The following is a 13,750-nucleotide window of genomic DNA, read 5'->3' as shown; positions in this document are numbered from 1 at the left end:
CCTCGTCGCCCACACCGCCGAGTCCGCTTACCACGCCTTCGGCATCCTGACCCCGATGCACCGCGTCGTCGAAGCCCTCCGCGCCTCAGCAGTCCCGGAGGTCCCCGACCGGTTCCCCATAGGCTTCGCCTTCAACAGCTCCCTGGGTACCGACATCTCCATGCCGGACCTGGACGTCCTGGTCGAGGACGTGGCGGCCCCCGCCTCCCGGGGCGACCTGACCTTCGGCCTGGCCCCCGCGCCCGGCGGAGGCTACGACGCCTTCCTCGAATACGCCGCCGACCTGTGGGACGAGGAAACCGCCGAGCGCCTCCTCACCTGGTACGCGGACCTGCTCGACGAGGTGTGCGCCGACCCTGGCCAACCGCTCGAAGACCTGCTGGGAGCCGTCGTACGACGTTCCTCCGACGCCGAAACGGAGACCCCCGTGGCCCCCCGCCCCACCGGCCCGACGCCCGCCCCCGACGAAGCCCCTTCCCGGGCCGCCGCCTCCAACGGAGCCTCCTCCCGGGCCTCCGCGGCCCCGCCCCGCCCCGCGTTCGACCACACCTCCACCCACACCGAAGACCTGATGGCCTTCCTCACCGCGTCCCCCACCCCGTACCACGCGGTCGCCGAGGCCGGACGGCGCCTCACCGAGGCCGGATTCGTCCGCGTGGACGCCAGGGACGCGTGGCAGGACGGCCCCGGCGGCCGCTACCTCGTACGCGGCGGCACCCTGATCGCCTGGTACGTCCCCGGCGGCGCCCCCGCCCACGCCCCGTACCGCATCGTCGGCGCCCACACCGACTCTCCCAATCTCCGGGTCAAGCCCCGCCCCGACACCGGCGCCGCCGGCTGGCGCCAGATCGCCGTCGAGATCTACGGAGGAGTGCCCCTCAACACCTGGCTCGACCGTGACCTCGGCCTGGCCGGCCGCCTCACCCTCCGCGACGGCACCCCGCGCCTCGTACGCATCGACCAACCCCTGTTGCGCGTCCCCCAGTTGGCGATCCACCTGGACCGGGACACCAACGAAGGCCTCCGCCTGGACCGCCAGCACCACATCCGCCCGCTGTGGGGTCTGGGGCCCGCCACGGACGGAGACCTGCGCCGCAAGGTGGCCGCGGCGGCGGGCCTCGACGCCGCCGACGTAGCCGCCTGGGACCTGATGCTCCACGACCTGCAGCCCCCCGCCCTCCTCGGCGACGGCGAACAGTTCCTGGTCGGCTCCCGGCTGGACAACCTCGTCTCCACCCACGCGGGGCTCACCGCCCTCCTGCACGCCGCCGCCGACCGGTCCGCCACCGACCGGTCCGCCCCGCAGCCCGTGCAGGTCCTGGCCGCCTTCGACCACGAGGAAACCGGCAGCACCTCCGCCACCGGAGCCAGCAGCCCCCTCCTCGAAAGCGTGCTGCGCCGTGCGGTGCGCACCCGGGGCGGCAGCGACGAGGACTGGGAGCGGGCCAGGGCCGGCGCCTACTGCGTCTCCGCCGACATGAGCCACGCCGTCCACCCCAACTACCCGGAGCGCCACGACCCGGACCATCTCCCGCTGCCGAACGGCGGCCCTGCCGTCAAACTGAACGTCAACCAGCGGTACGCCACCGACAGCGAGAGCCACACCGTCTTCACCACCGCGTGCGAACGGGCCGGGGTGCCCTGGCAGTCCTTCGTCACCAACAACTCCAGCAGCTGCGGCACCTCCATCGGTCCCCTGGTCGCAGCCCAACTGGGCATCACCACCGTGGATGTCGGCGTCCCCGGCCTCTCCATGCACTCCGCCCGCGAGCTCTGCGGAGCCGACGACCCCCACCACCTCGCCGCCGCCCTCGCCGCCTTCCTCACCACCCACTGAAACCACCCACTGAAACCGACTGCCGAAACCGACCGCCGAACCCGTCACCACTCGCTGAACCCTCCACCGACCGGAGGACCCCGCCCACGCAAGGAAGGGAGTACGGCCACCATGGCGGCCCCACCCCACGACCCACAGCAGGCCACCGGCACTCCCTCGCAGACCCGCCCCCCGGTTCCCCCGGGGCGCTCCGCACTGCGCGACGTCAACGTGCTGCGCTGGCTCGCCGCCTACACGCTCTCCACAGTCGGCGACAGCATCTACTTCCTGGCCCTGAGCTGGGCGGCCCTGGACATCGGCGGCTCCGACCGCGTCGGCCTGGTGCTGGCCGTCGGCGCGGTCCCCCGGGTGGCCCTGATGCTCGGCGGGGGAGTGGTCGCGGACCGGATCGGCCCGCGCAAGGTCGTCATCGCCAGTGACGCCGTACGCTTCCTCGTCCTGCTCTCGCTGGCAGCCGCACTCGCCCTTGCCAGTCCGGGGCTCTGGTTCCTGATCGCCGCGGCCCTGGTGTTCGGGGTGGTGGACTCACTCTTCCTGCCCGCGATCGGCGCACTGCCACCCCGCCTCACCGCGCCGGACCAACTGGCCAGGGTCCAGGGCCTGCGCGCCCTGGCCCTGCGCCTCGGCGCCACAGCCGGAGGCCCCCTGGCGGGCCTGGCGATGGCCCTGAACGGAACAGCGCTGGCGTTCGGCACCGCAGCCGCCCTGTTCGGCCTCTCCCTGCTGCTCCTGATCACCCTCCGCCTCAAACCGCCCCACCCACCCGCCACCCCCGCCGGCACCGACGCTCCCGCCCGTACCTCCTTCTGGGAGGACCTGCGCGGCGGGCTCAGCTACCTCCGCCGCCACCCGGTACTGGCCCGGCTGGTCACCGTCATCTCCCTGGGGCAGCTCTCCGGCATCGCGTCACTCAACATCGGGCTGGTCCTGCTGGCGAACGGCAGGGGCTGGGGAGCGGCCGGGGCGGGCTGGCTCCTCGGCGCGTACAGCATCGGCTCGGGAGCCAGCGCACTGCTGATCATCCTGCGGGGCACCCTGCCCCGGGCGGGCCTGGTCCAGGCGTACTGCCTGATCCTCGGCGCCGGGGGCCTCGCCTGCCTCCCGCTGACCCCGTCCCTCCTCACCACAGCGGCTCTGACCAGCCTGTGCGGCCTGGCCGCCGGTATTCACGGAGGCCTCGCCCAGGCCCTGGTCCAGACCCTCGGTGACCCCGCCTACCTGGGCCGCATCACCTCGGTCATGACCCTCACCACGCTGGGCCTGGCCCCCCTGACCTACCCCCTCTTCAACCACGTGGCCACGACCTGGAACCTCACCACCGCCTTCCTGTCCTTCGGCGTCCTCGGCATCATCGGCGCCGCCTTCGCCCTCACCTCCCGCGCGGTCCGTCAGGCCGAACTGCGCTGAGAGCCTCCGGACACAACCTCCGAGAGGCGGGACCGGCCCCCTGCGCCTTCCCTTTTCGTGCGCCATGGGCTCGGATGCCGCAATGAGTGAAGCGAGCGAGCCGGAAGCGGAAGTCCCCGTCGGCGGCCCGGCGCGGCAGGGGATGCCCGCGCCGCCGCCGGCGGGTACGAGTGCGCTGCCCCCGGCGACGTACCAGGAACGGACCGTGCTCGTCACCGGGGGAGGGACCGGACTCGGCAAGGCGATCGCGGCGGAGTTCGCCCGGCTCGGCGCGGATCTGCTGCTGGTCAGCCGGGACGAGGGTCATCTGGCGGGTGCACAGGCCGAGTTGGCGTCGCTGGGCAGGGCCGTGCGGACGGCCACCTGCGACATCCGCGACCCCGAGCGGATAGCCGAGGTCTTCGCCGAGCACGGCACCCCGGACATCCTGGTGAACAGTGCGGCCGCCAACTTCCCCGTACCGGCGGAGGACATGTCGCCGAACGCCTGGCGGGCGGTGGTGGACATCACGCTGACGGGGACGTGGTTCATGACCCGCGAGTTCGGGCGCAGGCACCTCGCCGCCGGGACGCCGGGGTCGGTGATCTGCGTCGGAGCGTCGTACGCGTGGACCGGCGGCCCGGGATTCGCGCACAGTTCGGCCGCCAAGGCCGGGGTGAAGAACCTGGTGGAGACGCTGGCCGTCGAATGGGGGCCGTACGGCATCCAGATCAACGGACTGGTCCCCGGGCTGATGCCGCACGAGGACATGACGGCCGACATCCGCGGCGGTCTGCGCATGGCGGAGGCCACCGCAACCCCGGACACGCCCCCCGGTCTCGGCTCCCGGCAGCCCGCGCTGCGGGTCGGGCTGCCGCGCGAGCTGGGCTGGGCGGCGACCTTCCTCGCCTCCCCGTACGCCCGGTACATCACCGGGCACACCCTCGTCGTCGACGGGGCGAACTGGCAGCGGCGGGGCGTGGTGAGCCCGCCGGTTGTCGTGGTGCGCGAGCAACTGGGGCGCGGGCCGTTCGGGCCGGAGGGGCTCGTGTAGTGCGACCGGCTCACGCTCCTTCGAAACGCGCCGTCCTGCGTTCCGCCCCCGCCGCGTACCCCTCGCCCGCGTCCTCGGAGGTGAGGGTGAGGGCGGCGGCGAGGGCGGTGCGGTCCAGGGTGGAGGCCATCGCCGCGTCCGCGTAGGCGTCGATGCCACGCTTCACGGACTGCACCGCCAGGGGCGCGTTGGCCGCTATCTCGGCCGCGACGGCGCGGGCCGTCCTCTCCAGCTCGTCCCGCGCGACGACCTCCTGCAACAGCTTCAGCCGCTCGGCGGTGGCCGCGTCGATACGGCGGCCGGTCAGCGCGAGCAGCTTCGCCCAGCCCGCCCCCGCGTCCCGCGCGATACGAAGGTCGCCGCCCGCGTCCACCGCGACGCCCAGCCGGGCCTCGGGCAGCGCGAAGACCGCGTCGTGCGAGGCGATCCGGATGTCGGCCATCAGCGCCAGCTCGAACCCGAAGCCCAGGCAGTAGCCCTGGACCGCCGCGACCACGGGCTGCGGCAGCCGCGCGAACGCCGCGAACCGCTCGTGCGCCCACCGGATTCCCTCGGCGTAGTTACGGGTCCGCTGCGCGGCCGAGCGGCCGGTGATGGCACCGCCCGGAGCCGTCACGTCAATGCCCGCGCAGAAGGCCCTCCCCTCGGCCCGGAGCAGGACCGCCCGGATGCGGTCGTCGAACCTGATCCGGTCCGCGAGCAGGCCCAGCTGGCGGGTGGACTCCCAGCTCCAGGCATTGAGTTTGCCGGGCTGGCAGAGCGTGACGGTGCCGATCCCGTCCTCCCCGACGTCCAGGCGCAACCGCTCCTGTCCTTCGGGGACGTCCGTGCCGAGGGTGTCGATCATCCGTCACCACTTCCGATGAGCCGATGGCCATGAACTTGTGAACTGATGGCCCATCAGATTAAGGCCTGCTCCCCGGGAATCGTCCCGGGGAGCAGGTCAATTGCTCAGCGATTGGTCCAGAGGTTCCACATCCACCCCTCGGCGCACTGGTACTGGTCCCAGTGCCCACGGTCGATGCCCTGCTGGCCGGCCGTCTGGCAGCCGCCCAGGGTCCAGTACTTGCCGCGGTGGATGTCGAGGCCTTCGGCCCCCTGGATGGCGGCGACCTGGACGGTGGCGGCCTGAGGGGTCGCCGCGACGGGTGCGGCGACCGCCGGCGTCACCGAGGCGAGGCCGAGCCCGGCCACGGAGAGTGCTGCGAGGGCGGAGAGTGCGAGGCGTACACGCATGACGAAGTTCCTTTTCGGTCAGGGGTTCGATCAGAGGCTGGGTCGTGAAGTCGGCCCGTACGGCGTCCGCAGGGACGGCCACGACCACCGGCACGCTCACCCTCAGGGGTGGTCTGCTGGGCCGGTATGCCGAGTTTGCGCAGGAAGCTGCACCTTCACAACCGGATCCCGCTTGCTTCACCGATGTCGGGATAAATACATTCCTGACCTGCTGGGACGTCTCCGTCCCGGGACACGGGACAGATGGCGGGACGCCGAAAACCCCGCCTTGCGGAAGGGCGCCCCCATCGATGACCGGCCAGCGATCGGACCAGCGAGCGGCAGCACGGAAACTGGGAGAGGCGCTACGGAGCCTTCAGCAGCAATCGGGACGCCCCCTGCGCAGCCTGGAGAGCCAGGTCCGGATCAGCGACTCGTCCCTCTCCCGCTACTTCCGCGGCGAGACCGTGCCAACCTGGCCCGTGGTCAGAGACCTGTGCCGGGCGCTGGACGCGGACCCCTCCGCCTACCGAGCCCTGTGGGAAGCCGCCGACCCGCACCGCTCCGACGAACCAGCCCCCTCCGCCACCGCCGCCGTGGCCCTCGCTCCGGCACCCCCGCCCCGCCCCACCCGATGGCGGCGGCTGCGTGAAGCGGGAAGCCTCTCCGGACGCGGGACCGCGCTCGCCGTCGTACTCCCCTTCCTCGCGGCGGCACTCGTGGCGGCCCTGCTGCTCCTGCTGCCCTTCCAGGCCAAGCCCGGCGGAGAGCCCTCGCAGGGCGCCGAGGCCGAGGCAGACACCGGCGGCCACGCCGGCGTCCTGGTCCACAACGTCGAGAAGAAGTGCCAGGAACCCCGCACGAACTCCTGCGCACTGTCCCTCGCCTACAGCCCCTACCGCCCCTACATCACCTCCAACTCCGCCGACCGCGTCTGGCACCACGACCTCCTCCAGGCCCGCTGCACGGTCGCCAACGGCGTCGCCGTCACCGACGAGAACCACAAGCACACCAGCATCTGGGTCCAGGTCACCCGTAACGGAAAGCACCTCTGGCTCCCCGGAATCCGCATCCACCCCGATCACCTGAACCAGCTCACCGCCGTGCTTCCCACCTGCACCCCTTAGGCACCGGCGGACACCGGCTCCCGACGCGGAACTCATCCATTCATTCGAATTCCGACAGTGAATGGGATTCCGTTGCGCGACCCGTTACGGGAATTGGACTTTCGGCACGGTGTCACGCAGAGTCTTCCCGACCACAGGTGGGCTGTGGTCGGCTCCAAGGGCGATACGAAGTGAGTCATTCGCGTGTTGGACAAGGGCGTTGAATTCGCGCAACCGCGAATTCCCCTCCGCTGGACAGGTATTCGTTTGAGGTGCGGCCCGAAAAGTCGTGCTGTCGAGGCGCCGGTGTCAGGGTGCTGACCGGCAACTCGGTCGCACTGCGCCGGGAGTTGGTACGCCGCTGGTTGCGGACCACGGATCCCGCGGAGGCCGGCGCGGTGTACGCCGGGCTGCGGGGAGCCGGGCCACTGGTGCGGACCCCCTGGGGTGCACTGCTGGTCCCGGGACACCAGGACGTACGGCGGGCACTGGTCGATCCGGCGCTGGTGATGCTGGACGCGTCCTGGCGGGACGTCCACACGCCCGGCTGGCGGCAGAGCGCGGCGACCACGGCGCTCTGTGGCTCACTGCTGATGCAGAACCCGCCGGAACACCCGGTCAACCGGCGCCCGTTGGTGGCCGCGCTCACCACACGCTCGGTGACACTGCTCGGCGACCCGATCCGGGAACAGGTCTCGGACGCCGTCGAGGAGTTCGCCCGGAAACTGCACCGGGACACCACGGCGGATCTGATCGAAGACCTGTGCAAGCGGCTGCCCGCCGAGGTGCTGTGCCGGCTGACCGGCCTCCCCGAGCGGGACGCGGGCCTGCTGGCGGAACTCGCCACGGCGATCTCCACCGGCGGTGAGATCCGCCGACCGGTCGAGGAACTCGGGTCGGCCGACCACTCCGTGGACCAACTCCTCTGCTACCTGGGCAGGTTCACCGCCCAGCGGGATGCCGCCGCGCCGCGCCCCGCACACGCACCCGGCCCGGACATCACCCCGTTCACCAGCAGCCAGCTGTTCGTCATGATCGCGGCGGGCCTCTTCACCACCACGCACCTCCTCGGCAACCTCTGCGACCGGCTGCTCGCGATGACCCCCCGCGAACAACGCAAGGCCACCGCCCCGGAACGCCGCCAGGCACTGATCGAGGAGACACTGCGCTGGGACCCGCCGGTGAAACTGGCCACCCGCCGGGCCCAACACCCCACTCAACTCGGTGAGTCGGCCATCCCGGAGGGAACGGTGCTGCACCTGATGGTCGGCGCCGCACACCGAGATCCGGCCGCCTTTGCGGACTCGGACCCGGACACGTTCGACCCGGACCGGGACCACCGCCCCGGCTTCCCGTTCGGCCAGGGCGGCCACTTCTGCCCGGGCGCGGCCCTCGCCAGAGCCCAGGCGGAAGCCTTCCTGGAGAGCCTCGCCGCACACCTCCCTTCCGTCCGGCGCGGTGGGCCGCTGGTCCGCCGCGGCGGACCGAGCTTCACCGATGCGCTCGCACTGCCGGTCACCCTGGACCGGACCTTCCCGCGTCCTGCCCGTCCCGCCCATTCCGCGGCGACGACGCCTGCCCACTCCCGTACGGAGGACTCCCGTGACTGACCCGAACGACGCGTACCACCGCCTGATCAGCCTGCTGATCGGCCCGCTGGAGGTCGACTTCGCACTGATCTCGCCCGAAGCCACCCTGGCCGACATGCAGTTGGACTCCCTCGCGGCGGAGGAGTTCGTGCTGCTGGCCGCCGAGGAGTTCGGCGGTGCCGGGGCCGCGCCGGACGACCTCGCCCGGGTGCCGCTGGCGGAGCTCGCCGCCCGGCTGAGCGGCGCCGAGCTGACCGCCGCCGGACACAGCGGTGCCGCCCACAGCGCCGCCGGGCACAGTGGTGGCGACCCGTCCGCCGCCGGGTCGGTGTCCGGATGAGGCGAGCCGTGGTCACCGGAATCGGGATGGTGACCCCGGCCGGTGTGGGAACGGAGCGCAGCTGGGCCGGGATCCGCGCCGGCCGCTCTGTCGCACAGGCAGATCCGCTGCTCGGGGAGTCCCCGGTCGGGATCTCCTGCCGGGTACCGGAGTTCGACCCGGTGGCCCTGCTGGGCGCGGGCCCGGCCCATCGGCTGGACCGGGTCTCCCAGTTCGCGCTGACGGCGGTCCGCGAGGCGGTCGCCGCATCCGGTCTCGATCACCGGAACTGGGACGGCACCCGGGTCGGTCTGGTGCTGGGCATGGGCGGCTGGGGTGCGAACACCCTGGAGGCGCAGCACCAACGGCTGCTGGCCCAGGGGCCGGCCAAGGTCAGCCCGTACTTCCTGCCGATGGCGCTGCCGACCGGGCCGATCGCGCCGATCGCCATCGAGTTCGGTGTGCACGGGCCGACCCACATCGTCTGCACGGCCTGCGCGTCGGGAACCAGTGCGATCGGCCAGGCACGGCAGCTGATCGCCACCGGGGCCTGCGACGTGGTGCTCGCCGGTGGCTGCGAGGCCTCCGTCACCCCGCTGATCAGTACCGGCTTCTCCCGGATGGGGGCGCTCTCCCGCAGGGCCGACGATCCGGCCGGGGCGTCCCGGCCGTTCGACGCCGACCGCGACGGCTTCGTCATGGGCGAAGGGGCCGCCGTGCTGGTACTGGAGAGCGCCGATCTGGTACGGAGCCGGGGCGCCCGCCCGCTGGCCACGGTGGCCGGGTACGCCGCGACCAACGACGCGTACCACGCTGCCGCTCCGGATCCGGCTGCCACGAGGGCCGCCGCCGCGATCCGGGGAGCGCTGGCCGACGCGGGAGTCTCGGCGGCCGAGGTCGACCACATCAACGCGCACGGCACCGGAACCCGCCTCAACGACGTCACCGAGGCCCGGGCGATCAGGGCCGCCGTCCGGTCCACCCCGAGCGTCACCTCGGTCAAGGGCGTCACGGGCCACCCGCTGGGCGCCGCGGGTGCGATCGAGGCGGCCTGCACCGTGCTGAGCATCAGGGACGGCCTGGTACCGCCGACCGCCAACCTCGACAAGCTCGACCCGGAGATCGACCTCGACGTGGTGGCCGGGCAGCCCAGAGCGCAACGGATCGGGGTGGCGCTCAGCCAGTCACTGGGCTTCGCCGGACACAACGCGGTCCTCGCTCTCACCTCGTTCTGACGACCCCCACCGGGAGCCCGCACACATGTACAGCACCGCCCAGCACCCCATCTGGGAACCCTGGCATCCCCGTCAACTCGTCGACGCGGCGGTGGAGTTCCTCGCCCGGCACTACTTCCGCATCGAGCTGATCGGCCTGGAGAACCTGCCGGACGAGGGCGGGGCGCTGCTGGCGGCCAACCACGCCGGCATGATCCCGCTCGACTCGGTGCTGATCGTCTCCTCCGTCCGCCGGCATCACCCACGGGCCCGGACCGTGCACGCGATCGCCGACGAACTGCTGTTCAAGATCCCGGTGCTGGGCGAGCAGGCACGGCGCTCCGGCCAGGTCTGGGCGACCGATCCGGCTGCCACCAAACGGCTTCTGACGGATGGTCAGCTGGTGCTGACGTACCCCGAAGGCACCCGAGGGCTCGGGAAGGGTTACGCCAAGCGCTACCAACTCCAGGACTTCGGACGCGGCGGGTTCGCCGCCGTGGCGATGGCCACCGGGGTGCCGATCGTCCCGGTCACCGTGATCGGGACCGAGGAGGCGTATCCGGTGCTGGCCAACTACAAGCCGCTGGCCCGGCTGCTGGACCTGCCGTACGCCCCCGTCACTCCCACCCTGCCGCTGCTCGGCCTCGCCGGACTCCTGCCGCTGCCCGCGAAGATCACCCTGGTCTTCGGCGAACCGATCGGGACCGAACCCGCGACGGGCGCCGCTGCGATGCGCGAGCGCGCCGGGGCCCTCAGCGGACAGGTCCGCTCGGTCATCCAGACGACCCTGGACTCCTGGGTCGGCCGTCGCCGCAACGGCGGCTTCGGCTGACACCCGGGGCCCGCGTCTGACCCTGCACCTGCACCTGTATCTGCACCTGTATCTGCACCTGTATCCGTGCCCCCCTCCCCGACCAGTAGCAGGACCCCGGTCGGGGAGGGGGGCACAGGTGCTCACGGCCGCCGGGTTCCCTCCGGCCCGCCCGGCAGCCGGCCGAGGAGGTCCGCGGCGTGCTTCAGGTCCGCCGCCGTAACGGTGCAGCGGCGCGCATGGCCCAGCAGCGCCAGCCGGAACCGCTCACCGACCGGGCCGCTCCACCGGGAGTCCTCGGCGCACTCGGCCAGGTCCGCCGCGTGCCGGGCCAGCCGGAGTGCACCGGCCGAGGCCAGCCGGGCGTACTGGGAGGTCGGTTCACCCTGTGGGGCCAGGTCGCGCGAGGTGCCGGACCGGCGTGGCTCCAGCCGCTCGCGGACCGGCCCGTCGACAGGGTCGCGGAAGGCCAGCCGTACTGCCTCGGGTTCGAGCGTCCCCGGCAGCCGGTCACGGTCCAGCGCCGGGGCGAGCAGGGCCGGCCGGGTGGCTTCGAGGACGGCCTGGACCACCCTCCCGGCCACCGCGACGGCCAGGTCGGTGGCCGGGCACGGCTCGGGTGAGCCGCACAGCGGCGACGGCAGGGGAGCAGGCCGGGCCTCGTCCCGCTGCTGCCGGGCCAGCGCGTTCAGCACGGCGGAGGCGCACAGGATCCTGGACCCGGCCGGGACCTTGGACCCCCGCCACTCGACGGCCTTACCCGTCCGGTAGACGGTGGCGGCGATCGGCGGCCACAGGTCGAGCGCGGTCCGGACGGTGTCCTCGGCGGGTTCCCCGCCGGTCGCCGTATCGGCAGCGACGGCAAGCGCGAGGGCGAGTGGGACGGTGTGGCAGAGCGCCTCGGTCACCACGGCCAGGGTGTGTGCGAGGGCGGGCCCGGCGGGCCGCTGTTCGCTGCGCCGGGCCAGGTAGCCGGCCAGACCGCTGCGGGCCGAACTGTCCAGGTAGGGGGTCAGGCGACGGTGCAGGGCGTCGGCCCAGTCGGCCTGCCGGCGCGTACCGGTCGTGTCCACGGCGGCGGCGACCAGGCGGCTGAGCACCGTGTCGTCGGCCGCGGCTTCCCCCATCACCAGGCGACGGGCGATCCGCCGGGCCGCTTCGGTCCAGTCCTCGGCGGCGATCAGATCCTCGGAGTCCCGGCGCGTCAGCAGCCGGTCACTCTCCTGTACGGCGACGGTGGCGGCGGCCCGGTGCAGCGCCCGGACGGGGTAGAAGACCGGGGCGCAGGCGAGCTGTCCGCGGGGGCGGCCCGCCTGGTCGAGGCCCTCACCGGGGCCGAGGGCGCCGGCCGCACCGGCAGCCCGGAGCAGGTCACTCGCGTCCGTCGCGCTGACCGGCACCAGGTAGGTGCCGAGCGGGGTGGGCAGCCGGAGCGGATGCCCGGCGTGCACCCGGTTCAGGTGCCCGGCGAGCAGCTCGGTGAGGCCGTCCAGGGTCAACGGCCGGACGCCGAGGGCGCGGGCGGGTGCGTCGAGCCAGGGGAGTTGCCGTGCGGTCAGCAGGGCGCCGAGGACGGCACCCTCGCAGGACCAGAGTGCGGAAGGCCTGGGCGTCTGGGCCGGTGTTGCGGTGGTCGTGGTCACCTTGGGAAGCCTTCCGGGTTCAGTGGTCGCGCAGCAGATAGAGCTGGTTGCCGGCGATCTCGCCGTCGTAGCGGCTCAGCAGGGTGTTGGCGGTCTCCCGCTGCGCCGCGGCGATGCCGCGCAGCGAGATCGCGTACGCCTGCGGGGAGTGGCTGAGCGGGTAGTCGAACGTCGAGTCCAGCCAGGCCAGTTCGGTCCATTCGGCCGGTACGTCGTGCGGGGAGGCCGGGCCGCGCCCGTCCATACCGGTGATGACGTCGTACCCGTTGACCAGGCTGATCACCTTGGTGTCCGGGTCGGCGGGCCGCTTGTCGTCGATCGCCGAGCCCGTCGGCAGGACGTGGGTGAGCCGGTACGTCGTGACGAACTCCAGGTCCGCCGCCAGGTTCATCGCGGCCATCCCGCCGAGACTGTGCCCGATGATCATCAGCTCCGCCCCGGCCGGCACCCCCGCGGACTCCAGCGCCCGCCGGGCCGCTCGGGTGTACGTGGTGTCCGTGTGCAGCGTGTTGTCGATTCCGCCCATGATGTCCGCGGGCGTGTTGTTGCTCAGCTTGGCGAAGGACAGCCCCGGCAGCAGCAGGACGTAACGGGTCACCCCGTCGGTGCAGTTGATCCGGCGGAGCAGCGCGGCTCCGTGGTTGCCCAGGGCCGCCATGTTGTCGAGATAACTGGTGATGTCGTTCACGGACTCGGCCATCACCTGGGCCAGCAGCGGGTCGGGATCCACCGCTCTGGCGTGCCCCGGGCCGCTCTCCAGGGAGGAGATCCAACCGGCCGGCAGGCCGAAAACCGGGTCGGTGGGCGGCAGTTCACCGTGCAGCAGCGCCCAAGCGGCATCGTCATTGAACGGGTTCTCATCGAACAGGCCTGCCCAGGCGAGCAGTTCCTGTGCCACCGGGCCGACGGTGGTCAGCGCCCGGGTGACACCCAGCCGCTCCACCAGAGCGAACCAGGCCCTCACCGTCCCCGGGCGGTCCCCGGCGCCCACTGCCGCGACCAGATCGGCCACCAGCGGTGACTCCAGATTGGGGTGCGCGTACGCCGCGGCCTTCACCCGCATGTCGAACGCGTCCGCCGCCATCTCCACCGCGGCTGACCTGCGCCGGGTCACCGCCCCGGCCCAGCGGAACGCCTCCCCGACCGCCCCGCCCACCGGTCCGAACCCGAGCCCGGCCGGATTGAACAACGCCCGCGCCACCGACGCGGCGGCCATGGCCGCCGGCACGGGTTCACGCACCGCGTCGAGCGCGAAGCGCCAGCCGCTCACTCCCGCGGTGAGCCCGGCACCGGCCCGGCGCAACTCCAGGGCAGCCTCGGCAAGCAGGATGGAGGCCCGCAGCAGGAGCTCCGGATCCGGACCGGCAGTCGTCTGCGCGGGCCGGTTCTTCTCGGCATGGGGGTGCAAGAACTCTCCTTCACGAGCGGTGTCGTCCTGTCGGACCGCACGCTCGGTGGGCCCGCTCCTGACTACCACCCGTGACCCCTCCGAAGCGCCCCAGCAGCCCGTTGCCCGGCGACGTTCACCCGGACGTGCTGCGTGCGCCGCGACGACGACTTCTCCGCCACCCTCCAC

General features: G+C 72.6%; 12 protein-coding genes. 8 read left to right on the top strand and 4 right to left on the bottom strand.

The features are described 5' to 3' along the window. Nucleotides 1–427: 427 nt before the first annotated feature. The 3 genes from ACIA73_RS00550 to ACIA73_RS00540 all read left to right on the top strand — a co-directional run bounded on the left by ACIA73_RS00550 (nucleotide 428) and on the right by ACIA73_RS00540 (nucleotide 4,277). Nucleotides 428–1,837, top strand: coding sequence for a M18 family aminopeptidase (locus ACIA73_RS00550; RefSeq protein ID WP_399436730.1), 1,410 nt, complete (start codon nucleotides 428–430; stop codon nucleotides 1,835–1,837). 111 nt (nucleotides 1,838–1,948) lie between these two features. Further along, entirely contained in the window at nucleotides 1,949–3,244 is a 1,296-nt protein-coding gene (locus tag ACIA73_RS00545) for an MFS transporter (protein ID WP_399436004.1), read from the top strand. A gap of 82 nt (nucleotides 3,245–3,326) precedes the next feature. Next, on the top strand, nucleotides 3,327–4,277 hold the full coding sequence (locus ACIA73_RS00540) for an SDR family oxidoreductase (protein ID WP_399436003.1): 951 nt from the start codon (nucleotides 3,327–3,329) through the stop codon (nucleotides 4,275–4,277). Nucleotides 4,278–4,287: 10 nt separating this feature from the next. Here the strand turns inward: ACIA73_RS00540 and ACIA73_RS00535 are convergent, their stop codons facing one another. Beyond that, a complete protein-coding gene (locus tag ACIA73_RS00535) occupies nucleotides 4,288–5,124 on the bottom strand; it encodes an enoyl-CoA hydratase/isomerase family protein (protein WP_399436002.1) in 837 nt (278 codons plus the stop codon). A gap of 104 nt (nucleotides 5,125–5,228) precedes the next feature. Continuing rightward, nucleotides 5,229–5,513 (bottom strand): hypothetical protein, encoded by a 285-nt coding sequence (locus ACIA73_RS00530; RefSeq protein ID WP_399436001.1) that lies wholly within the window; start codon nucleotides 5,511–5,513, stop codon nucleotides 5,229–5,231. Between the two features lie 290 nt (nucleotides 5,514–5,803). Here ACIA73_RS00530 and ACIA73_RS00525 point away from each other — a divergent pair, with 290 nt between their 5' ends. The 5 genes from ACIA73_RS00525 to ACIA73_RS00505 all read left to right on the top strand — a co-directional run bounded on the left by ACIA73_RS00525 (nucleotide 5,804) and on the right by ACIA73_RS00505 (nucleotide 10,552). Beyond that, the gene (locus tag ACIA73_RS00525; RefSeq protein WP_399436000.1) at nucleotides 5,804–6,619 is read left to right on the top strand and encodes a helix-turn-helix domain-containing protein; all 816 of its coding nucleotides are present in this window, start codon (nucleotides 5,804–5,806) and stop codon (nucleotides 6,617–6,619) included. A gap of 293 nt (nucleotides 6,620–6,912) precedes the next feature. Beyond that, the gene (locus tag ACIA73_RS00520; RefSeq protein ID WP_399435999.1) at nucleotides 6,913–8,208 is read left to right on the top strand and encodes a cytochrome P450; all 1,296 of its coding nucleotides are present in this window, start codon (nucleotides 6,913–6,915) and stop codon (nucleotides 8,206–8,208) included. Then, on the top strand, nucleotides 8,201–8,527 hold the full coding sequence (locus ACIA73_RS00515) for a hypothetical protein (RefSeq protein WP_399435998.1): 327 nt from the start codon (nucleotides 8,201–8,203) through the stop codon (nucleotides 8,525–8,527). Before ACIA73_RS00520 ends, ACIA73_RS00515 begins: the two co-directional genes overlap by 8 nt. Then, nucleotides 8,524–9,741 (top strand): beta-ketoacyl-[acyl-carrier-protein] synthase family protein, encoded by a 1,218-nt coding sequence (locus tag ACIA73_RS00510; RefSeq protein ID WP_399435997.1) that lies wholly within the window; start codon nucleotides 8,524–8,526, stop codon nucleotides 9,739–9,741. Before ACIA73_RS00515 ends, ACIA73_RS00510 begins: the two co-directional genes overlap by 4 nt. Before the next feature lie 25 nt (nucleotides 9,742–9,766). Next, the gene (locus ACIA73_RS00505) at nucleotides 9,767–10,552 is read left to right on the top strand and encodes a lysophospholipid acyltransferase family protein (RefSeq protein ID WP_399435996.1); all 786 of its coding nucleotides are present in this window, start codon (nucleotides 9,767–9,769) and stop codon (nucleotides 10,550–10,552) included. 122 nt (nucleotides 10,553–10,674) lie between these two features. Here the strand turns inward: ACIA73_RS00505 and ACIA73_RS00500 are convergent, their stop codons facing one another. Both ACIA73_RS00500 and ACIA73_RS00495 read right to left on the bottom strand, forming a co-directional pair. After that, nucleotides 10,675–12,174, bottom strand: coding sequence for a hypothetical protein (locus ACIA73_RS00500; RefSeq protein ID WP_399435995.1), 1,500 nt, complete (start codon nucleotides 12,172–12,174; stop codon nucleotides 10,675–10,677). Between the two features lie 19 nt (nucleotides 12,175–12,193). Then, entirely contained in the window at nucleotides 12,194–13,582 is a 1,389-nt protein-coding gene (locus ACIA73_RS00495; RefSeq protein ID WP_399435994.1) for a hypothetical protein, read from the bottom strand. Between the last annotated feature and the right edge of the window lie 168 nt (nucleotides 13,583–13,750).

It is taken from the genome of Streptomyces sp. NPDC051561 (assembly GCF_044454195.1).
Taxonomy (GTDB): domain Bacteria; phylum Actinomycetota; class Actinomycetes; order Streptomycetales; family Streptomycetaceae; genus Streptomyces.
Note: the sequence above shows the minus strand (reverse complement) of the source record. Positions and strands in the feature narration are given on the sequence as shown.